The following is a 21,448-nucleotide window of genomic DNA, read 5'->3' as shown; positions in this document are numbered from 1 at the left end:
TGGGTTGATGCGCAGCTCGAGAATGGTGATCGTGGCGTGACAGCGTGAGGGGCCGCTCGCGTCCGGAAAGCAGACTAAATTGACTGAAGGTATTGTGCTCCGAATCGGCTAAATAGTGGGGCACGGATGCACGAGCCCAGTTATATTGAGTTTCGGTTTTGAGCGCGCTACATTGGGCGCGCGAATTTCAGCATCGCGCGATCGGTGGTCGCCACGCGCGGGCCTGTTTCATGTAATTTGCATGTAAGGATTGCTGATGATGCATCGCGTATCGCGCGACCACCGCGAAGGCTATGGCTGGCTCGGCGGTCGTGCGGGCCAGACGAGGCTTGGCTGGTCCGCGTTGGGCTTGGCTTGCGTGTTCGGCGCGCTCGCCTTCGCTTCTGCTCTGCCGTTCGATGCGCGCCTATGCGCCGTGATGTCGAGCGCGTGCCTCAATCTCTTCATCGTCGTCTTCGGCGCGCGGCTGTTGGCGGCGCGCGCGCCAGCCGGCGAACCGGTCTCGAAGACTTCGCTGCGCCTTTTGCGCCTCGCGTTCCAGCGCAATTCGGAGGCCGCCGACATGCGCGGCCTGCTGCAGTCGCTTCCGTGGCAAGCGTGGATCGCGCCGTTCGCCGCACTCGTTTCGCTCGCGTTCGCCATCTCTGCGTGGACGTCTCCCGCCTTGGCGCCAACGGTTTCGCAACGTGCATCCGCACCTTTTCTCGTCGCGGGAGCCGCTGCGCTCGTCATCGCGTTTGCCGCGCTCGTGGCCGAGCGCTTCCATGCGCAGCGCGCCGCGCAGTCGCGCGAATCCGCCGCGCTCGCCGGGCTGTTGCGCGTCGTGCTCGCTGCCGCGTTGAGTATGGCGGCATCGGTGGCGTCGCTGGCTTATGCGGGCGATGCGCTTACGTGGCTCGTGCGTATCGTCGCCCTGCTTTCTGGCGCGATTGCTGTCGAACTCGGTCTGCGTGCGCTGCACGCCGCGTTGGCAATGCCCGACGAGGGCCGCTTCCTGCATAGCAGCATCGCGGGCGTGCTGAGCGTGCAGGCACGTCCGGTCGCCGCATTCAATGCCCAATTGCGTATGCGCTATGGCATCGATCTGCGGCAGAACTGGGCGCTCCAGAGCTTCGTTCGCCTCCTGCCAGGCGCGCTGGTGGCCATGGTGGCGGCGGGCTGGCTACTCGGCGGCGTGACGATTCTCGGCCCCGATCAGCGCGCCGTGTACGAGCGCTTCGGCGCACCGGTCGCCGTGTGGCAGCCGGGCCTCCATGTGGGCCTGCCCTGGCCCTTCGGCCGCGTGCGCGTGATCGACAACGGCGCGGTCCATCAACTGATCGTCTCGGGCAGCGCGAACGACAGCAGCCGCGCCGCGCCCGCCGTTGCCGCGGATGGCGACACGCCCGCGCAATTGAACCGCCTCTGGGACGTGGCGCATCCCTGGGAGACGACTCAGGTGATCGCGGGCACGAGCGGCGCCCAGCAGGCGTTCCAGATCGTGAGCGCGGACGTGCGGCTCGATTATCGAGTCGGCCTTACGGACGCGGCGGCGCGCGCCTCGCTCTATCGAGCGGTCGACATGGCCGACACGGTGCGCTCGATCGCGAACCGCGAGGTCGTGCGTTACCTCGCGTCGCGTACGCTGCCGTCGCTGCTCGACACGCCGCAAACGGCCATGGCCGGTGCGTTGCGCGGCGCCGTGCAGCACGAGTTGGACCGGCTCGCGAGTGGCATCGAGGTCGTGGCCGTGGTGATCGAGAGTGTGCATCCGCCCGCGGGCGCGGCCGCCGCGTATCACGGGGTGCAGGCCGCGCAGATTCGCGCGCAGGCCAGTGTGGTGCAGGCGCACGGCTTTGCGGCAGCCGCGCTCGGGCAAGCGCAGCAGCAGGCGATCGAGACCGTCGCGCTGGGCAGCGCGAACGCGGCGGATACGCTTGCCGCCGCGCGCGCGCAGCAGATCGGCTTCGACGCCGATGTGATAGCGCAGCAGCTCGGCGGCCCGGCGTTCGGCTTCGAGTATTACTTGCACAGCCTGCAGAAAGGGCTGAAAAACGCGAGTGTGACCGTGATCGACGACCGGCTCGCGAGTGGCAGCCGCGCGACGATCGACCTGCGCACGTTGAGCCCGGCCACGGCGGCAGGCATGAAGAAGGCGTGGTAACCCGTTACCCCATAGACAGAGCAAGGTGATTCGAACGTGAGCCTTTTGCATACGCACGGCGATGCGCATTCTCATCATCATCATGACCACGGCGCGGGCGGCTCCGGTGGCTCAGCTGGATTGGCGCCCGTGAATCCCCGGCGTTTTGCGTTGCGCGTGGCGTTCGCGCTGTTCTGCGTGATCGTCGCGCTCATCGTGGCGAGCGTCGTGCAGGTGCGCGAGGGCGAGGCCACCGTCGTCACGCGCTTTGGCGACCCCGTGCGCGTGCTGCTGCGGCCCGGCCTCGCGTGGCGCCTGCCCGCGCCCATCGAGGCCGCGGTGCCGGTGGACCTGCGCCTGCACACGACCTCGAGCGGCCTGCAGGACGTCGGCACGCGCGATGGTCTGCGCATCATCGTGCAGGCGTATGTGGCATGGCGCGTGCCCGCCAACGCGAATGACATTGGCCGCTTCGTGCGCGCGGTGCGCAACGAACCCGACGAAGCCGCGCGCCAGATTCGCTCACTGGTCGGCTCGGCCTTGCAGACCACGTCGGCCGGCTTCGATCTCGCGTCGCTCGTGAACACCGATCCGTCGCAGGTCCGCATCGGCGCATTCGAAGAGGCGCTGCGCCGCCAGGTCGATGCGCAGGTGTATGCGGCCTATGGCGTGCACGTCGTGCAGGTGGGTCTCGAGCGTCTCACGCTGCCCGCCGTGACGCTGGCCGCGACGGTCGATCGCATGCGCGCCGAGCGCGAGACCGTGGCCGCGCAGCGCACGGCCGAAGGCCTCCGCGAAGCGGCGCAGATCCGCTCGGACGCCGATCGCGACGCGCGCGTGCTGATCGCAGACGCCAACGTGAAAGCCGCCGATATCGAGGCGCAATCGCGCAAGGATGCAGCGGCGATCTACGGCAAGAGCTACGCCGCCGATCCGCAGCTCTACACGATGCTGCGCTCGCTCGACACGCTCGGGACGGTCGTCAACAGCAACACGAACCTGATCCTGCGCACCGACGCCGCGCCGTTCCGCGCGCTGGTGCAGGGGCCGCCCGGGCTCGGTGCGGCCACGGCGCCGTCGGGTGCAGTCGTTGCGCCCGCAACCACTTCGCATACACGCGGGCGCACGCCATGAGCGCGAGCGACAATTTCCCGGCGCTCGGGCCCGGCGCACAGGCGGTGCGTCTGTCATTCTGGTTCGTGGCGGCGCTGGCGGTGCTGGCCGCGCTCGCGTGGGCCACGTCGAACGTGCGCCGCATTCCCGCCGACAGCAGCGCCGTCGTGATGCGCTTTGGCGCCTACGTGCGCAGCCAGGGTGCGGGGCTGCTAGTTGCGCTGCCGCGGCCGTTCGAAACGGTGCTGCTCGTGCCGGGCAGCGAGCGCGTGCTCGAGAGGCGCATCGTCTCGCTCACGCGCGATCCGGGGGCGCCCGCGCAATTGAGCGATGCCAGCGACGCGCTCGCGGGTTCCGGCTACGTGCTCACGGGCGACAACGGCGTCGTGCAGGTGAGCGCGACGCTGTTCTACCGGGTGAGCGACCCGTACGCGTATGCGTTGCAGCTCGAGCATCTCGACGCCGCGCTCGAGCGCATCGTCTCGGCTGCGGTCGCGCAAACCGCCGCGCAACGCGACCTCGATTCGATCCTCGTCGCGCGCCCGGAGATGGTGGCCGCCGATCAGCAGATGGCCGCGCGCCGCGAGCAATTGCGCAGCGATCTCGCGCGCGCAGTCCAGCGTCAGCTCGACGCGCTGACTGCCGCACATGCGGGGCTCGGCATCGAGGTCTCGCGCATGGATCTGCAAGCGTCGTTTCCGGCCTCGGCTGTCGATGCGTTCAACGCGGTGCTGACTTCGCTGCAGAACGCCGAACGCGATGTCGCGCAGGCGCGCACGCTCGCGGAAAAGACGCGGCAGCACGCGCAGCAAAGCGCCGACCGCATCGTGCAGGACGCGCAAGCCAGCGCGGCGGAGCGCGTGGCGACGGCGCAGTCGGAAACCTCGACGATCGCGCAGCTCGAAGCGGCGCTCGGCGCGAACCACGATCCGGGGCTGCTCGCGCGCGCGTATCGCGACCGCGTGCAGACGGTGCTCGCGCACGCCGCGCGCGTGACGACGCTCGACCCCAACGACGCATCGAGCCTGGTGCTGCCGGGGCGCGCGCCATGACCACGCCATACGACACGCCGGCGAGTCAGCGCGCGCCCGGCGCCGCACAGGAAGCCAGATCGGCGTCCGCACCCGACCTTGCGCGCGAAGGGCACGGAGGTCACGAAGGTCACGCAGGGCAATCCGTCGCCACGCTCGTCATGTCGGACGCCGAGCGCCGCGCCATCACGCGCCACACGTTGCTCGCGCTGTTCGCGGGCGCATTGCTGCTGCTCTCGCTCGCGTGGCCGCATCTGGCGAGCGGCGACGCCACGCTCGCGCAAGTGCTGGCGGCGGTCGCCTCGCTCGTGGTCGCGCCGCCCGTGTTCGCGGGCGCGTGGCGCAGCCTCAGAACACCGAGTCTGCACGGCGTGACCGACCGCCTCATCGCGCTCGCCATGTTGGGCGCGTGGGCCGTGGGCGACATGACGACGGCCGCGCTCCTGCCCATCGTGATGACCTTCGGCCACGCGCTCGAAGAGCGCAGCGTGCTCGGCTCGCAGGAGGCGATCCGGGCGCTAGGCCGCCTCACTGCCGGCGACGTGCGGCGCGTGAGCGCTGCGGGCGCGATCGAGACCGTGCCCTATGACGCGCTGCGTCCCGGCGACGTCGTCGATGTGCTGCCCGGCTCGCGCGTGCCCGCGGACGGCATCGTGCGGCACGGCCGCTCGGCCATCGACAACGGGCCGATCACGGGCGAATCGTTGCCGCAGGACGCGGGCGAGGGCGCGCGCGTCTTCGGCGGCGCGATGAATCTGGACGGCCCGCTGCGCGTAGAGATCACACACGTCGGCAAGGCCTCGACGCTGGGCAAGGTTGTCGAGCTGATGCAGCGTGCGGAGGCCGCGAAGCCGCCCATCACGCAGGCGCTCGAACGCTATATGGACGCCTACCTCGCGCTCGTGCTGCTGATCGCGGCGATCGTGTGGTTCGTGAGCGCGAACGCTTCGGCCATGCTGGCGGTGATCGTCGCCGCGTGCCCATGCGCGCTCGTGCTGGCGGCGCCTTCCACCGCGATCGCCGGCATTGCGGCGGGCGCGCGGCGTGGGATCTTGTTCAGGAATGCCGCCTTTATCGACGCGCTGGCCGAAATCGATACGCTGGTGATCGACAAGACGGGCACGCTCACGCACGGCGAGTTACGCGTGACGACGGTGGTGCTGCAGCCGGGCGCGGACGAAGCCGGCACGCTGGCGCTGGCCGTGCAGCTCGCCCAGGTCAGCGCGCATCCGGTGTGTCGCGCGCTGTTGCGCTACGGCGCGCCGGGAACGACGCACACCGCGCCGCCTCCGCACGCGCGCGAGATGCGCGGACTCGGCGTGCTCGCGACGGTGCCGGAAGGCGAGGCCGTGCTGGGCCGCCATGACCTGCTCGCACAATATGTGAGCGTGCTGCCGCCCACGCCTGCGGAGCTGGACGGCCCATGCGCAGGCATCGCGCTGAATGGCCGTCTGCTCGCATGGTTCGGTTTTGCCGACACGGTGCGCCCGGAAGCCCGCGAAGCGTTGGACGGGCTGCGTGCGCTCGGCATCGAGCGTGCGACGCTGCTCACGGGCGACCGCGAGCGTGTGGCGCGCCGCGTGGCCGCCGAAGTGGGCATCGACACCGTGGTGGCGCATGCGCTGCCGCACGACAAGCTCGACTATGTGCTGGGCGAGATCGGCGCGGGGCGCCGCCCGATGGTGGTCGGCGACGGCCTCAACGACGTGCTCGCGATCAAGGCCGGCGCGACCAGCGTGGCGATGGGCGAGCGCGGCATCGATATCGCCGTGGCGGCCGCCGATATCGTGCTGCTCGCCGACGACCTGCGCCGCGTGCCGGACAGCGTGCGCCTCGGACGGCGCTGCCGGCGCATTGCGACGGCGAATGCGGCGATCGGGCTCGCGTGGACGGTGGCCGTCATCACGCTGGCGGCGCTAGGTGTGTTGAGCGCCGTGGCGAGCGCGGTGCTGCATAACGTGGGCACGTTCGTGGTGATCGCGAACGCGGGGCGTCTCTTGCGCGAGGAGTGACGAACGCCGTTAGTGCGGCACCGCCGTCAACGTGCGCAACTGCTCCAGCAGCTTCACTGCCGGGCTCGGCAGAATGCCGTGCCGCCGGCGAAACGCGGTGAGCATGCGCCGGCCCTCTACCCCCGGCATGTCCAGCGTATCGAACACACCCGCCTTGCTTTCCGTGAGGTACATCGTCGATGCCATCCAGCTCAGGAACCCCGAGCGCGCCACGAGACTCTTGAGCGCCGTGATCGAGCGCGTTTGCACCACCACGTTCGGCAAGCCCAGCCCTTGCGCCGCGAAGACCTGCTCCATATGCTCGAACGGCGCCGTGCCGCGCGGCGGAATCGCCCATTGCTCGTTCAGGGTGTCGGCGAGCGTGAGGTCGGGCTTCGCGCGCAACGGATGATCGTGCGCCGCCACCACGTAGCTGGAATCCTCCCAGCGGCAATCGCTGATCGCTGCGATTTCGTCGGTATCGGGCACGGCCATGCTGAGCGCGAGATCGATCTCGCGTTTGACGAGCGCGTCCGCGAGCCGGTCCCACACGCCTTCGAGAATTTCGACGCGCAGCCCCGGCCAGCGCCGCAGCACGCCGCTCACGGCGAGCGGCAGTACGAGGCTCGCAATGCTGCCCACCGCGCCCACGCGGATCGTGCCGCGCGCGAGGCCGCGCATGGCGTCGATTTCCTCGCGCGCCTGCTCGGCTTCGCGCTGCAGCAGGATGGCGTGCGGCAGGAGCGCCTCGCCCACGGCGGTGAGGTGCATGCCGCGCGAATGCCGCTCGAAAAGCGGCGCGCCCACCTGCTCCTCGAGCCGGCGGATCGCGCGCGAGAGCGCGGGCTGGGTCACGTGCAGCGTTTCCGCCGCGCGCCCGAGACTGCCCGCGGAGACGATGGTCGCGAACGCCTGCAGTTGCTGGAGGTTGTAAGTCATGCCCAAAGGTAATGCCTTTTGGCGAAATCCGCAATTTTCGGTTACCCGTAGCGTCGCGATAATGATCCTCCATTGAACGACGCGCTTTTTCGACAGGAGGCCTTGTATGACTGGCAGCGCGCCTCAGCAGAACCAGCAGAAGCAGGACACCGCGGCGCCCGGCGGCGCCTTTACCGTGCGCGACGCGGTCATCGACTTCGCGCGCCGCGTGGGCATGACCTCGGTCTTCGCGAACCCCGGCTCGACCGAGCTGCCGATGTTCCGCGACTTTCCCGCCGACTTCCGCTACGTGCTCGGCCTCCAGGAAGCGGTCGTGGTCGGCATGGCCGACGGCTATGCGCAGGCCACCGGCAACGCGGCGCTCGTGAACCTGCACTCGGCGGCGGGCGTGGGCAACGCCATGGGCAACCTCTTCACGGCGTTTCGCAACCGCACGCCGCTCGTCGTCACGGCGGGCCAGCAGGCGCGCTCGATCTTGCCGTTCGACCCATTTCTCGCGGCCACCCAGGCCACCGAGCTGCCCAAGCCCTATGTGAAGTGGAGCATCGAGCCGGCGCGCGCGCAGGACGTGCCGCTCGCCATCGCGCGCGCTTATGCGATTGCCATGCAGGAGCCGCGCGGTCCGGTGTTCGTGTCGATTCCCGTGGACGACTGGGACCAGCCGGCCGAACGCGTGCCCGAGCGCTCGCTCGCGCACACCACGCGCCCCGAGCCCGCGATGCTGGCGAACATCGGCGCAGCGCTCGACGCGTGCGCGCGCCCCGCCTTCGTGGTGGGCGGCGCGGTGGATCGCGCGGGCGCGGCCGACGAAGTGGTGCGGCTCGCGGAGCGCCATCGTGCGCGCGTATTCGTCGCCCCCATGACGGGCCGTTGCAGCTTCCCGGAAAAGCATCCGCTGTTCGCGGGCTTTCTGCCGGCCATGCGCGAGCGCATCGTCGAGCTGCTCGGCGGGCACGATCTCGTGTTCGCGATCGGCGCGCCGGCTTTCACATATCACGTGGAGGGCCACGGGCCGCACGTGCCGCCGGGCGCCGCGCTGTGCCAGTTGATCGACGATCCAAACACCGCCGCGTGGACGCCCGAGGGCATGGCCGCCGTGGGCAACGTGAGGCTGGGCGTGCTGGATCTGCTGGAGCGGCCCGCGCCGGCCGTCGAGCGTGCGATGCCCGCGCCGCGCGCCGTGCCGCCGCGCGCCATGCCGCCCGCAGTGACGGGCGAGCGCATGTCGGTCGCCTATGCGCTGCAAACGCTCGCCGAAGTGCGCGACGCGGGCACGACCGTCGTCGAGGAAGCGCCCAGCTCGCGCCCGGTGATGCAGACGTATCTGCCCTACGAGCGCCCCGGCACCTTCCTCACGATGGACAGCGGCGGCCTGGGCTACGGCATGCCCGCTGCCGTGGGCGTGGCGCTCGCCAAGCCTGGCGAGCGCGTGATCGCGCTGATCGGCGACGGCTCCAGCATGTACTCGATCCAGGCGATCTGGAGCGCGGTGCAGTTCGAGCTGCCGATTACCTTCGTCATCCTGAACAACACGCGCTACGCCGCGCTGCAGGACTTCGCGCCGGTGTTCGGTTTCGCGCCGACCGACCCCGTGCAGGGCACCGATCTGCCAGGGCTCGATTTCGTCACGCTGGCCGCGGGCATGGGCTGCCCCGGTGTGCGAGTGAGCGAGGCGGGGCCGTTGCGCGATACGCTTGGCCGCGCGCTGGCCGGGCAGGGCCCGAAGCTGGTCGAGATGCTCGTCGCCTGAACGGTGCGCGCGCAACCCATCGAATTCACGTAAAGCGAGGAAAAAGGACATGCAAACCGTAACGATGCTGATCGACGGCGAAGCGGTGCAGGCACGCAACGGGGCGACGTTCGAGCGCCGCAATCCGCTCGACGGCACGGTGGCGAGCCGCGCGCCCGCGGCCACAGTGGAAGATGCCGTGGCCGCCGTCGATGCCGCCGCCGCCGCATTTCCGGTGTGGTCAGCCATGGGCCCGAGCGAGCGGCGTGCGCTGCTGACCCGGGCCGCGCACGCGCTCGAAGCGAAGGCCGAAGCGTTCGCCGCCGCGATGGCCGCGGAAACCGGCGCGTCGGGCATCTGGGCGGGCTTCAACGTGCATCTCGCGGCGGCGGGCCTGATCGAGGCCGCCGCGCTCACCACGCAGATCGGCGGCGAGCTGATTCCCTCCGACGTGCCCGGCAGCCTCGCCATGGGCGTGCGCCAGCCGGCGGGCGTCGTGCTCGGCCTCGCGCCGTGGAATGCGCCCGTGATCCTCGCGGTGCGCGCGATCGCGCTGCCGCTCGCGTGCGGCAATACCGTCGTGCTCAAGGGCTCGGAGATCTGCCCGGCCACGCACGGTCTCATCGTCGCGGCGATGCAGGAGGCGGGCCTGCCGCGCGGCACCGTCAACTTCGTGACGAACGCGCCCGCCGATGCGGCGCACGTGGTCGAAGCCATGATCGCGCACCCGAAGGTGCGCCGCGTGAACTTCACGGGCTCCACGCGCGTGGGCCGCATCATCGCCGAAACCTGTGCGCGCTATCTGAAGCCATCGGTGCTCGAACTGGGCGGCAAGGCGCCGCTCGTCGTGCTCGACGACGCCGATATCGAAGCGGCAGCGCACGCGGCCGCGTTCGGCGCGTTCGCCAATTCCGGGCAGATCTGCATGTCGACGGAGCGCATCATCGTCGACGACAGCATTGCCGACGCCTTCGTCGCGCGTCTCGGCGAGCGCGCCCGCGCGCTGCCCCTGGGCGATCCGCGCAAGGGTCCGGTCGTGCTCGGCTCGGTGGTGGACATGAGCACCGTGGAGCGCTGCAACGCGCTGATCGACGACGCGCTCGCCAAAGGCGCGACGCTCGTATGCGGCGGCAAGGCCGACAGCACGCTCATGCCCGCCACGCTGCTCGACCACGTCACGCCCGAGATGCGCCTCTACCACGACGAATCGTTCGGCCCCGTGAAAGGCATCGTGCGTGTGCGCGGCGAGGACGCCGCGATTGCCTGCGCGAACGACAACGCGTACGGGCTTTCGTCGGCGGTGTTCAGCCGCGATACGGCGCGTGCGTGGGGCGTCGCGCAGCGCATCGAATCGGGCATCTGCCACATCAACGGGCCGACCGTGCACGACGAAGCGCAGATGCCGTTCGGCGGCGTGAAGGAGAGCGGCTTTGGGCGTTTCGGCGGCAAGGCGGGGATTGCCGAATTCACCGAACTGCGCTGGATCACGCTGCAGACGGCGCCGCGCCACTATCCGTTCTAAGGGCGCGCCATGCATATCGCCATACTCGGCGCGGGCGCGATGGGCTCGCTGTTCGGCGGCCTGCTCGCGGTTGCGGGCCATCGCGTCACGCTGCTCGACGTCGATGAAGCTCACTTGAACGCGATCAACGAAAGCGGTCTGCGGCTCACGACCGATGCGGGCGAGCGCGTCGTCACGAATCTCGAAGCGTTACGGCCGGAGGCGGCGACCACGCCAGTCGATCTCCTGATCGTCTTCACCAAGACGCTGCACACGCAGGTGGCGCTCGGCGCGGCGCACGCCGTGCTCGGGCCGCAAACCGCGTTGCTTTCGCTGCAGAACGGCCTCGGCAACGCCGAGCGTCTCGCGCGGTTCGCTGACCCGGCTCGCGTGATGATAGGCGTGACGACCTGGCCTGCCGACAAAAGCGGTCCTGGCCGCGTGAGTTCGCACGGCCAGGGCGTGATCCGCCTCATGAGCGCGGACGGCGCGCATTCGCCGATGCTTGCCCGCACGGTCCAGGCGCTCAACGACGCCGGCCTCGCCTGCACCGCGGACGCCGATGTCTGGGCCGCGATCTGGGAGAAGGTCGCGTTCAACGCGGCGCTCAACAGCCTGTGCGCGGTGACGGGCTGCACCGTCGGCGAACTCACCAACGTGCCGGACGGCGAAGCGCTCGCGCTCAAGATCGTCGCGGAAGTCGCGGCGGTGGCGCACGCGCACGGCGTGGCCGTGAACGAAGCGCATGTGGCCGACAACGTGCGGCAGGCGCTCGCGCATCACCGCGCGCATCGGCCTTCGATGCTTCAGGACGTGCTCGCGGGGCGCAAGACCGAGATCGAGGCCATTAACGGCGCGGTCGTCGAGGCCGCGCGCATGCGTGGTATCGCCGTGCCGAATACGGCGGCGCTGCTGCAACTCGTGCGCCTCGTCGATGCAAAGGAATCCGTATGAACTAGCCAATCAACGTCGCAGCACCATGACAAACGAATGACTGCGCGCTCACAGCGCAGCAAAGGAGACAATTCATGACTTATGCCACGCCCGCCCCCGCTTCGGGAGCGACGCCGCGGGAGAGCGCCGCCATCGCCGGCGGCACGGTCGATATCGGCCGCACGCTCGACGAAGGCGCATATTCCACGCTGCAGAAAATCGCCGTGGTGCTGGCGGCCCTGTCGATCGTCGTCGATGGCTTCGACAGTCAGTTGATCGGCTTCGCGATTCCGGTGCTGATCAAGGAGTGGGGCATCACGCGCAATGCGTTCGCACCCGTCGTGGCGGCGGGGCTGGTCGGCATGGGCTTCGGCAGCGCATTCGCCGGCCTGTTCGCGGATCGCTTCGGACGCCGCTGGGCCGTGGTGGGCAGCGTGCTCGTGTTCGGCACCGCGACCTGCGCGATCGGCCTCGCGCCGAACGTGGCGGCCATCGCTGCGCTGCGCTTCATTGCCGGCTTCGGCATTGGCGGCGCGCTGCCGAGTTCGACGACGATGACCGCCGAATTCACGCCCGCGCGCCTTCGCACGTTTGCGGTGACGGCAACCATCGTGTGCGTGCCGCTCGGCGGCATGCTGGCGGGTATTTTCGCGGCGCAAGTGCTGCCGGTGTACGGCTGGCGCGGGCTCTTTTTCGCAGGCGGCGTGCTGCCCCTCGTGCTCGCCCTCGTGCTGCTCGTGGCGCTGCCCGAGTCGCCGCGCTTTCTCGCACGCCGCCCGAAGCGCTGGCCCGAACTCGTGCGCCTGCTCGGCCGCATGGCACGCGAGGTTGCCCCGGATGCGGTGTTCACCGACGCGCGCGAGCAAAGCGCCGAAAAGCACGTGGGCTTCACGGCGCTCTTTCGCGACGGCCGTGCACGCGACACCGTGGCGATCTGGTGGGCGTTCTTCATGTGCCTGCTCGCCGTGTACAGCGCATTCAGCTGGCTGCCCGCCATGCTGACGAGCGAAGGTCTGAGCGTCTCGCTCGCCGGTTACGGGCTGAGCGCGTACAACCTGGGCGGCGTGATCGGCGCGTTGCTGTGTGCGCTCGCCATTGCGCGCTTCGGCTCGCGCGGGCCGCTCCTGCTGTGCTGCGCGGGCGGCGCGGCGAGCGCCTGGGTGATGCTCGGCGTGGGCGCGACCCAGCACACGGGCTTGCTGATTGCGGGTCTCGGCCTGCACGGTCTGTTCGTCAACGCGGTGCAATCGACCATGTACGCGCTGTGTGCCTACGTCTACCCAACCGGCGTGCGCGCGACGGGCACGGCCTCGGCGCTGGCGTTCGGCCGCGTGGGCGCGATCCTGAGCGCGTTTGCCGGAGCGGTGGTGATTACCGCAGGCGGCGCGGCGGGCTATCTGACGATGCTCGGCGCCGCCATGGCGCTGGTGCTGATCGCGCTGGCCGTGGTTGGCCGTCATATCCCGAAACGCGCGGGACAGCAACGAATTTGACCCATTCCTGAGACCGGACGATGGCGTGGGCCCGCGCCATCGCGTCCGGTCGGCCAGTTTGTTCAATCAAGAGTCCTAAAAAACGGCACGTAACAAGACTGCGTGTCGGCTTTTTTTACGCGTCGAATCGAAAACAACGTCCGGCTGGCGGCGAGTCCGCGAGACCGGAACACCAGGAGAACACGGAGATCATGAAACTTCGGATCGCAGCAGGGCTGGCCTGCGCGGGCCTCAGCGCGTCGGCGTTCGCGCAGAGCAGCGTCACGCTTTACGGCATCGTCGATACCGGCATCGAATACGTTTCGCACGCGAACGCGGCGGGCGACAGCGTGGTGCGCATGCCCGGCATTACCGGCGAAATGCCCTCGCGCTGGGGTGTGCGCGGCAGCGAGGGGCTGGGGGGAGGGTGGTCCACGATTTTCGCGCTGGAGAGTGGCTTCAACATGCGCGGCGGCACCTTGAACCAGGGCGGCCGGCTGTTCGGGCGCCAGGCGTGGGTGGGCATGAGCAGTCCCTATGGCAGCCTGACGTTCGGGCGTCAGTACACCATGACGTTCTGGGCGATCGCCGACGCCGATTTGCTCGGACCGGACATTTACGGCGGCACGGCCTCGTTCGACCAGTACCTGCCAAGCTCGCGCAGCGACAACACGGTCGTCTACAAGGGCAGCTACGGCGGCTTCACACTCGGCGCGACGTGGTCATTCGGGCGCGATTCGGCCGGCACCGGCAATTCGCCGGGCCAGGGCACCTGCGCGGGGCCTGTGCCGGGCAGCGCCCAGTCTTGCCGCGAATGGTCGGCGATGCTGCGCTACGACCGCAATGGCTACGGCGTCGCCGCGGCGTGGGACGAACAGCACGGGGGCCCGGGCGCGGCGGCGAACCTCTACGACGGCACGCCGACCTTCGCGCTGACGAACCCGGGCGACACCGACGTGCGCATCCAGCTCAACGGCTACGGCCATGTCGGCGCGTTGCGCATCGGCGGCGGCTGGCTGGGCAGGCGCGTCGACACGGTTTCGGCTGAAACGCCCAACGTGCATACGGACCAGTTCTATCTCACGGCACAGTATCCGGTGACGGCGGCCTTTATCGTCGATGGCGGCGTGTACCACATCGTCAATAGCGATCACGACACGCGCGGCACGATCGCGGCATTGCGCAGCACGTATCAGCTCTCCAAGCGATCAGCCGTTTATCTGCAGGGCGCGTATTTGTGGAACAGCGCGAAGGCGGCCTACACGGTGAGCCAGGGCGGCGGCGGCACGACACCCGCACCGGGGGCGGGACAACTGGGGATCATGGCGGGTATCCGGCATAGCTTCTAGAGATGCGGCTGCCAGTGGCAGCGCAACCCTCGCTTTGCACGCGGACCTCGCCTGAACGAGGCGAAGTCCGCGTGGGCGATCAGAGACCGCTTACCGTCTTGACCGTCACCCACTGGCCGTTCTTCACCTGATAGACCGTGGACGAACCGTTCTTCAGCGAGCCATTCGCGTTGTACGCGATATGGCCGGTAATGCCGTCGAAGTTGATGCTTTGCATCTTCGCGCGATAGTCGTCGGGCTTGGTCGAATTGGCGGCCTGCATCGCCTTGATGGCGGCCCACGCCGCGTCGTAGCCGAACGGCGCGTAAGAGAGCACGTCCTCGCCGTACTTCTGCTTGAAGCGGTCGGCGAACTTCGCGCCGACCGGCGTGCTGTCGAGCGGACGGCCGTATTCCCACGCCATGGCGCCTTCGGACACGTCGCCCGCGAGCTTGACGAAGTCCACATCCTTCACGCCGCCGCCGCCTACGTACTGCGCCTTGATGCCGAGCTGGGCCATCTGCTTCATGATGCCGGCCGCCTGTGGATTGAGGGCGCCCACGAAAATCAGATCGGGGTTCTTGCTCTTGATGTTCGTGAGCTGCGTCTTGAAGTCCGTTGCCTGGTTCGTCGTGTACTCGCGGTCGACGATCTCGCCGCCGTGCGCCTTGACGGCCTTCACGAACTCGTCGGCTTCGCCCTGGCCGAACGCCGTGCGGTCGTCGATGACGGCGATGCGCTTGGCCTTCGTCGTCGTGACCGCGTAGGCGCCCGCGGTGCCCGCGTTTTGCGCGTCGCTCGAGATCACCATGAAGATGTTCTTGAAGCCGCGGCCGCTGATGACCGGGTTCGTGGCGGCTGGATCGATGTCGGGCAGGCCCGCCTTTTCGTACAGCTCGGAAGCGGGAATGGTCGTGCCCGAGTTGAAGTGGCCGACGACGACCGAAACGCCTTCGTCCACGAGCTTTTGCGCGACCTGCACGCCCACGCGCGGGTCGGCCTGATCGTCTTCGGCGACGAGTTCGAACGAGACGGGCTGACCGTTGATTTTGACGCCTTGCGCCTTGGCGTCGTCGAGGGCCATCTTGACGCCGTTTTCCAGGTCTTTGCCGTAATTGGCGTTCGGTCCGGTGAGCGGCGCGGCAAAACCGATTTTAACGACGGTATCCGCGCGCGAGGCGAGCGGTGCAATAGCGAGAAGTGCTCCAGCGGCAACTGCGATAGGGGTAAGAGTCTTCGCAAAACGCATGTTGTTTCCTTTGTCGGCAAGCATGGGTTCACTGCTGTGGCGTGCATACCGGCCGGGCTTGCCCGCTTCGTGCGGTCGGGGCGGCGGCCGGTTCACGACTCTCTTGTTCGCGTCGACTGCGGGTTGGGCTCCTCCAGAATAGGCGTGGTATCGATCGAACCGCCCCGCACGAAAAAGCGCTGGGGCGAGACGCTGAGAGCGACTATAGGAAGCCAATATCGCTTCGTCTTGAGCATTCACGACGGCTTCCATGCGCATTTCTGCATAGCCGGCCAAATCGGGGCAATCAGGACAAGTACGCCCTGCCGGTGCGAAATAAGGCGTAATAGAAATGTAATCGGCACGCGTGCCGGCTCCGGTAAAGTCCCGCCATCACGCGCAATGCAGCACAACCATGACATCACGCCTGTCACGACGAGAATTCATCAAACTGACGATCGCGGTCGGCACGACCGTTGCGGCCATCGAAGCGAGCCCTGCCGCCTTCGCGAACGCCGCGCCTTGCCGGCTCACGCCCGAGCAAGAAGTCGGCCCTTACTGGATCGACGGAGATCTCGTGCGCCGAGACGTCCGGGAGGGCAGGCCGGGCATGCCGTTGACGCTCGATATCGAGCTCGCCGACGCGAGGACGTGTGCCCCACTCGTTGGCGCCGCGGTCGACATATGGCAATGCGATGCGATGGGCGCCTATTCGGGCTACACGAAGATGGAACTCCCGCCTCCGCCCGATTTCGATCCGAAGGCGCCGGGCCGCCCGCCCGCGGGCTGGCACCCCGGTCCGCCGCCCACGCCGCGGCCCACCGACCACCAGACCTTCCTGCGCGGTATTCAGCACACCGATCGCGCGGGCATCGTCACGTTCGAGACCATCGTGCCGGGCAACTATCCCGGGCGCACCAACCACATTCACTTCAAGGTCCGCACGGCAAGCGCGTCGCACCCGCAGCGCACGCACGTGTCGCATGTCGGTCAGGTCTTCTTTGCGGAATCGTTGATGGTGACGCTGATGCAACTCGATCCATATCGCGGCCACGCGATCCAGCGCACCACACAGAGCGAAGATCCGGTATTCGCCAATCAGTCCGGCTCGACGATGATCGCAAGTGCGAGCCCAATTGCCGTTGATGGCCGCGTAACCGGGTTGCGTGCACGCGTGAGCGCGGTGGTCGACCCCGGGGCGCAGCCGCAGCCGGTCGAGCCGCTTCCGGGACCTCCCGCACGCTGATTCCGACCGCACCTGGAGGGCGGCGGCGATGCTGGCCCAGGAGGCGCTGATAGACTTCTCGCATGCAACATGGGAGAAGCGATCATGGGTGCGTTCGAGCGTGTTTTGATGCGAGCGTTCGGTCGACCCGAAGGCGTCCTCGGCCGGCTCGGCGGCACAGTCATGGCACGGATGAACCAACCGTGCGCGGCATGGACGATCGGCCTTCTCGAGATTCGGGAAAACGACCGGGCGCTTGAAATCGGGTTTGGGCCCGGCGCGGGTATTCAGCTGCTCGCAGCAGCGGCACCCTCCGGGCATGTTGACGGCATCGACCCATCACAGGAAATGCTGGAGCAGGCCACAGCCCGGAATGCCGCGGCAATCGCTCGTGGCCGGGTCAGCCTGCGAATCGGCTCAGTGGAGCGGTTGCCATTCGAAGACAACACCTTCGACAAGGTGCTGGCCATCAACTCCATGCAGGTTTGGCCGGACTCCGAAACCGCCCTGGCCGAGATACGGCGTGCCATGAAAACCCGGGGCGCAGTCGCACTCGGTTTCACTGCTTATTCGGGCCAACAGCCGGGCGGGTTGATCGAACGACTAACAGCCGCTGGCTTCGTTGGGGCGAAGCTTGTCGAAACAGACAAGGCTTCTTGCATGCTCGCTGTCAAAGCATGAGCGAACAGGCCAGTATCGGCTATTTGGTAGGAATGCAGAATAAGCGTACAACGTTCCCGCCGACGTTTCCGTCCCGGCCGCCGTCAGCGCCTTCCCCGGCGAGAGCCATCAGGCCCCGCGCAGTTGGGCGAAGCGGGCAAGGCACGACGCTCCATGCCGTCTCAGGGAGAGACGGCATGCTCTCCATCGCCCGTCCTGGTCAGACGAAAAAAGCTTACGACCCGCCGAAGAACACCGGCTTCATCCCAGTCGGGCTGGCCGGATGGCCCATCTGCGACGAGCCGTTCATTGCAGGGCCGTAGCCGCTACCCTGGCCGGCGGCGCTAGCGTCGGTGGCCGGCATGTTGGAGGGAAAGTCGACGGTATTCGCGTTGGCCGGATTGAAGCCGGCCTGCTGTAGCTGAGCGATCTCGCCCTGCACTTGCGCGCGCGTCAGCCCTCCATCCGACTGCGCCAACGATGCAATTGGCACAGCCATGACGGCGACCGCGCAAACTGTGTGGACTAGCGTCTTCATAATGGCCCACCTCCGGGTTAGTGACACCGGCTGACTCGTGCTGCAAACGGCCCGTTCATCCGAACCCTGGTTCGACCCCTTGCCAGACTTTGCAGCGCTCAAGCGTTATCGTTGTCGTCTATTCCGATCGTATGCGCGAGTGATCGTTTTGGCCTCCATCATTTGATGGAGGCTCTCGACAAGCCGCGTCGAATCGATACCGAGGGCGCTACTGCCGAGGTCTGCGGAACTGTGCCGCAAGACTGGCCAGAATGGCCAGTGTTCCCACCGTTTCCAATAAGGCGCAGAGCATGGTGTCCTCACTGATTAGCGATGCAGCAGCAGGGGCGCATACGTTTTCACGAAGAACGCCAGCGTGATGCAGGCGGTGACGAGCAGCGTGATGGTGCGGATGATGCGCGGCGGCGTCCGGCGCCCGATCCGGGCACCGCTGTATCCCCCGATGATTGCGCCCACCAGCATGACCAGCGTCTCGGGCCAGTGCACCGCGTTGGCCACAATGAAGGCGAGTACCGCCACCATGTTCGCCGCACTGACCAGCAGCGTGCGCGGCGCGTTGAGATGCTTCAGGTCGGAGTTGTCGAGCAGTCCCCATATCGCAATCATCATGATCCCGACCGCGCCACCGAAGTAGCCGCCATAGACGCCGAGCATGAACTGAACAGCCAGTACCGCGTTCGCATGAATGTGCCAGCGGGCGCGCAACGCCTCGCCAATGCGCCGCCCGAACGCGAGCGCGATGGAAGCAACCAGCAGCAGCCATGGCAGTACGAACGTGAACGCTGCCGATGACGTCCACAGCAACAGCAGCGCGCCGGCAAAGCCGCCGCAGAGCGTCGTCGCCAGCAGCGCGCGAAGCGACACGTTGCCCACCGGCCGCAGTTCGTCGCGATAGGCCCACGCGCTGGCCAGCCCACCCGGGAACAGCGCGACCGTGCTCGAAGTGTTCGCCTGAACCGGAGGCACGCCCGCAGCAATCAGGGCCGGCAAACTGACGAACGAGCCGCCCCCTGCCAGCGCGTTCATCGCCCCAGCCGCCAATCCAGCGCAGAAAACTAAAACTATCGTGTTCATGGAAGCGATGTTAGTCGTCACGTCGCACTCTCACAATCTGGCAATTCCGGTGCTAGACTTCGGAAACTCCGAAGAGATGACACTCGGCCATGCGCTTCGATTTAACGGATATGCGGCTGTTCCTGAGCGTGGTGGAATGCGGAAGCCTGACACAAGGTGCCCGCACGATGCATCTTGCGCTCGCGTCGGTGAGTGAACGCATTGCCAGCATGGAGGCGGCGTTGGGCGCGCCGCTACTGGAACGCAACCGTCGTGGCGTGCGCACTACCGCTGCGGGCGACGCGCTGGTTCGCCATGCCCGTTCGATTTTGGGCCAGGTCGAAATGATGCGCGGCGAACTGCGAACCTACGCGACGGGCTTGAAAGGCCGCATCAGGCTGCTATCCAACACCGCCGCCATGGCGGCGTTCCTGCCGCCGCAGCTTTGCCGATTTCTGGCAGCGCATCGCGACCTGTCGATCGACCTGGAGGAGCGGCCCAGTGCGGAGATCGTCCAGACGCTCGTGGACAGGCGCGCAGATCTGGGCGTCGTTGCGGACATAACGGACCTCGGCACGCTGCAGACGCATCTGATCGCCCGTGACCAGCTCGTCGTGGTCGTCGGCCGGTCGCATCGTTTCGCCCAGCGGCCGGACGTAGCCTTTGCCGACATCCTGGGTGAGCCAATCGTGGGCGTGGCAGACACGGCGCTCGAAACCCATCTCGCGGAACGTGCATCGCGTCTGGGACGCCAGCTCGACTACCGCATTCAGTTGCGCAACATCGAACATGTGGCCATGCACGTCGAAGCCGGGATCGGCATTTCGATCCTTTCCGATGGGCTCGCCGGAAAACTGCGCAGCGACTTGGTCGTGGTGCCGCTGGCGGAGGCCTGGGCCACGCGGCGGCTTTATCTCTGTACGCGCGACTTCTCGGCCCTGACTCCGCACGCGGGTCTGCTCGCGCAGCAGCTGCGGGAGTGTGCGCTGTAGACGTCATTCATCGTTGAATGAGCGGCTGCTGGAGACTGCGAGGATGGGTTGGGGGCGGTTTTCCCTTTGCTCATTCGATTGGACGGCAAACGGCGAGGAACGGCCGCTGGTGACTTGCGTCTTAATGACTCGACTGCGACCGTAAACGGCCACCGGGGTGCTTGTCCGCGAGCTTTCTGCCTTCATGCTGGATCATGGAAGACCGCAGGCCGCCCCGGTTCGCTCAACGCAAAACGCTTCGGATGAGGCCAGCCCGGTGTAGCCTCCCGCAATGAGCACCATGCCGTTTAGTAACAGCGTGGCAGTCTGGTAATAGCGCCCCGTGCTCATACTGGCCGTTAGAGTCCACGCACCCGAGGTCGGATCGTACAGTTCGGCCGTAGTCCTGCCGTTGTTTTTCCTCCCACCGCGAGCACAGTGCCGTCAGGCAGCAGCGTGGCGGTATGGTCGAGCCGCCCCTGGTTCAGGCTGCCGGTCACCGACCAGCTCGAACGAACCGCGGCTTCGGTCGCGGGCCTCACGTCCGTAGACAGCTGGCTAGCCCGTGGACGTTGAGATCAATTGCAACGGTCAGAAAAATAGACCATTGTTTCGCCTCTCACAGCCGGGATGGGATGACGCTTTGGTCTCTCAGCCCGGCCTCTCCCCGCCTCCTCGCACGTTCTCTCGTCAAAGCCCGCCGCTGCACCTCGCGTGCGTCAGGTAAACCCCGCATGGCAACCTTGAAGTCCGGTGTTTAATATCCCACGACGTTACCGGTAACGTTGCATGGTACGCAAACATGCTTTCTGGCCAGGCACACCACTAAAAGGAGACGGGAATGCGTCCATCGGGGATCGCCGTGCGTGCACTGTACGCAGGCGTCACATTGCTCACGATTGCGTCGATATCAGGTTGCGCGCACAACCAAANGGCTGCCACCCGCGATGGATTGCCGCTCGCAGCTGCTCCCACGCAGGCCGTGCCGCAACTGAAAAGCGTGATGGCCGCGCATTTCAAGGTAGGCNCGGCAATTGAACCCGATTCCATCGACAGTCNCGCCGACGCCGCGCTGCTNGCCGTCCAGTTCTCGAGCCTGACCGCCGAGAACAAAATGAAACCGGGCACGATAGGCGTGGCCGCAGGCGAGTACAACTTCGCGCCGGCCGACCAGATCGTGGCGTTCGCGCAGGCGCATGGCCTAGCCGTGCGTGGGCACACGCTGGTGTGGCATTACAGGAGCGGCGAATGGACCGAGGCGCCGGACTGGTTCTTTGCAGGCGACGCCAAAGATCCGCATTACCACGATATCGTCGCGGCACGGCTCCAACGCTATGTGACCGATGTCGTCACGCATTTTCGCGGCAAGGTCTATGCATGGGACGTCGTGAACGAAGTCATCAGCGACGACCCGCATCANGTCTATCGCGAAGACAGCCCGTGGTATCGCGCGCTCGGCAAGGACTACATTGCAATTNCGTTCCGCGCCGCGCGTGCGGCCGACCCTGACGTCAAGCTCTATATCAACGAGTACAGCACGGACGACGCGGCCAAGCGCGCGAAGCTGCTCTCCGTGATACGCGATTTGCGTGCTCAGGGCGTGCCGATCGATGG

At 67.3% G+C, this 21,448-nt stretch carries 17 protein-coding genes; 13 read left to right on the top strand and 4 right to left on the bottom strand.

Annotation, left to right across the window (positions count from 1 at the left end):
- Nucleotides 1-256: 256 nt before the first annotated feature.
- The 4 genes from A3CW_RS0140870 (at nt 257) to A3CW_RS0140855 (ending at nt 6,278) form a co-directional block, all read left to right on the top strand.
- Nucleotides 257-2,143: an SPFH domain-containing protein gene (locus tag A3CW_RS0140870; RefSeq protein ID WP_245623872.1), complete on the top strand. Its 1,887-nt coding sequence runs from the start codon at nt 257-259 to the stop codon at nt 2,141-2,143.
- Between the two features lie 129 nt (nt 2,144-2,272).
- The gene (gene hflC, locus A3CW_RS49355; protein ID WP_245623871.1) at nt 2,273-3,256 is read left to right on the top strand and encodes a protease modulator HflC; all 984 of its coding nucleotides are present in this window, start codon (nt 2,273-2,275) and stop codon (nt 3,254-3,256) included.
- Nucleotides 3,253-4,287: a protease modulator HflK gene (hflK, locus tag A3CW_RS0140860; RefSeq protein ID WP_028208676.1), complete on the top strand. Its 1,035-nt coding sequence runs from the start codon at nt 3,253-3,255 to the stop codon at nt 4,285-4,287. Before hflC ends, hflK begins: the two co-directional genes overlap by 4 nt.
- Nucleotides 4,284-6,278, top strand: coding sequence for a heavy metal translocating P-type ATPase (locus tag A3CW_RS0140855; RefSeq protein WP_081772050.1), 1,995 nt, complete (start codon nt 4,284-4,286; stop codon nt 6,276-6,278). Before hflK ends, A3CW_RS0140855 begins: the two co-directional genes overlap by 4 nt.
- Before the next feature lie 9 nt (nt 6,279-6,287).
- On the opposite strand, the gene A3CW_RS0140850 is transcribed toward A3CW_RS0140855, so the two are convergent.
- On the bottom strand, nt 6,288-7,196 hold the full coding sequence (locus A3CW_RS0140850; RefSeq protein WP_028208674.1) for a LysR family transcriptional regulator: 909 nt from the start codon (nt 7,194-7,196) through the stop codon (nt 6,288-6,290).
- A gap of 106 nt (nt 7,197-7,302) precedes the next feature.
- Between A3CW_RS0140850 and mdlC the strand changes: the two genes are divergently transcribed.
- The 5 genes from mdlC to A3CW_RS0140825 all read left to right on the top strand — a co-directional run bounded on the left by mdlC (nt 7,303) and on the right by A3CW_RS0140825 (nt 14,180).
- On the top strand, nt 7,303-8,946 hold the full coding sequence (mdlC, locus tag A3CW_RS0140845) for a benzoylformate decarboxylase (protein ID WP_028208673.1): 1,644 nt from the start codon (nt 7,303-7,305) through the stop codon (nt 8,944-8,946).
- A gap of 49 nt (nt 8,947-8,995) precedes the next feature.
- Nucleotides 8,996-10,447 (top strand): aldehyde dehydrogenase, encoded by a 1,452-nt coding sequence (locus tag A3CW_RS0140840; RefSeq protein ID WP_028208672.1) that lies wholly within the window; start codon nt 8,996-8,998, stop codon nt 10,445-10,447.
- Nucleotides 10,448-10,456: 9 nt separating this feature from the next.
- On the top strand, nt 10,457-11,380 hold the full coding sequence (locus A3CW_RS0140835; protein ID WP_028208671.1) for a ketopantoate reductase family protein: 924 nt from the start codon (nt 10,457-10,459) through the stop codon (nt 11,378-11,380).
- 74 nt (nt 11,381-11,454) lie between these two features.
- Nucleotides 11,455-12,852 (top strand): MFS transporter, encoded by a 1,398-nt coding sequence (locus tag A3CW_RS49350; protein ID WP_035515467.1) that lies wholly within the window; start codon nt 11,455-11,457, stop codon nt 12,850-12,852.
- A 191-nt stretch (nt 12,853-13,043) separates the two neighbouring features.
- Complete coding sequence (locus tag A3CW_RS0140825; protein ID WP_028208670.1) at nt 13,044-14,180, top strand: porin; 1,137 nt, start codon at nt 13,044-13,046, stop codon at nt 14,178-14,180.
- 79 nt (nt 14,181-14,259) lie between these two features.
- Here A3CW_RS0140825 and A3CW_RS0140820 read toward each other — a convergent pair whose 3' ends face one another.
- Nucleotides 14,260-15,408, bottom strand: a complete 1,149-nt coding sequence (locus A3CW_RS0140820) for a branched-chain amino acid ABC transporter substrate-binding protein (RefSeq protein WP_028208669.1) — start codon at nt 15,406-15,408, stop codon at nt 14,260-14,262.
- A gap of 394 nt (nt 15,409-15,802) precedes the next feature.
- On the opposite strand from A3CW_RS0140820, the gene A3CW_RS49345 reads away from it, so the two are divergent.
- Together A3CW_RS49345 and A3CW_RS0140810 are read left to right on the top strand one after the other, a co-directional pair.
- Nucleotides 15,803-16,633 carry an intradiol ring-cleavage dioxygenase gene (locus A3CW_RS49345; RefSeq protein WP_051482055.1) on the top strand — a complete coding sequence of 277 codons (831 nt, stop codon included), beginning with the start codon at nt 15,803-15,805 and terminating at the stop codon, nt 16,631-16,633.
- An 84-nt stretch (nt 16,634-16,717) separates the two neighbouring features.
- A complete protein-coding gene (locus A3CW_RS0140810) occupies nt 16,718-17,293 on the top strand; it encodes a class I SAM-dependent methyltransferase (RefSeq protein WP_081772051.1) in 576 nt (191 codons plus the stop codon).
- A gap of 214 nt (nt 17,294-17,507) precedes the next feature.
- Here the strand turns inward: A3CW_RS0140810 and A3CW_RS0140805 are convergent, their stop codons facing one another.
- On the bottom strand, nt 17,508-17,810 hold the full coding sequence (locus A3CW_RS0140805) for a DUF4148 domain-containing protein (protein ID WP_028208667.1): 303 nt from the start codon (nt 17,808-17,810) through the stop codon (nt 17,508-17,510).
- Between the two features lie 306 nt (nt 17,811-18,116).
- Nucleotides 18,117-18,884, bottom strand: coding sequence for a sulfite exporter TauE/SafE family protein (locus tag A3CW_RS0140800; RefSeq protein ID WP_028208666.1), 768 nt, complete (start codon nt 18,882-18,884; stop codon nt 18,117-18,119).
- 89 nt (nt 18,885-18,973) lie between these two features.
- Here A3CW_RS0140800 and A3CW_RS0140795 point away from each other — a divergent pair, with 89 nt between their 5' ends.
- Together A3CW_RS0140795 and A3CW_RS49340 are read left to right on the top strand one after the other, a co-directional pair.
- On the top strand, nt 18,974-19,855 hold the full coding sequence (locus tag A3CW_RS0140795) for a LysR substrate-binding domain-containing protein (protein WP_028208665.1): 882 nt from the start codon (nt 18,974-18,976) through the stop codon (nt 19,853-19,855).
- Between the two features lie 820 nt (nt 19,856-20,675).
- The coding region (locus tag A3CW_RS49340) for an endo-1,4-beta-xylanase (protein WP_154678194.1) at nt 20,676-21,448 on the top strand (773 nt) is incomplete at its 3' end.

Origin of the sequence: Paraburkholderia nodosa DSM 21604, from assembly GCF_000519185.1 — a bacterium.
Lineage (GTDB): Bacteria > Pseudomonadota > Gammaproteobacteria > Burkholderiales > Burkholderiaceae > Paraburkholderia > Paraburkholderia nodosa.
Note: the sequence above shows the minus strand (reverse complement) of the source record. Positions and strands in the feature narration are given on the sequence as shown.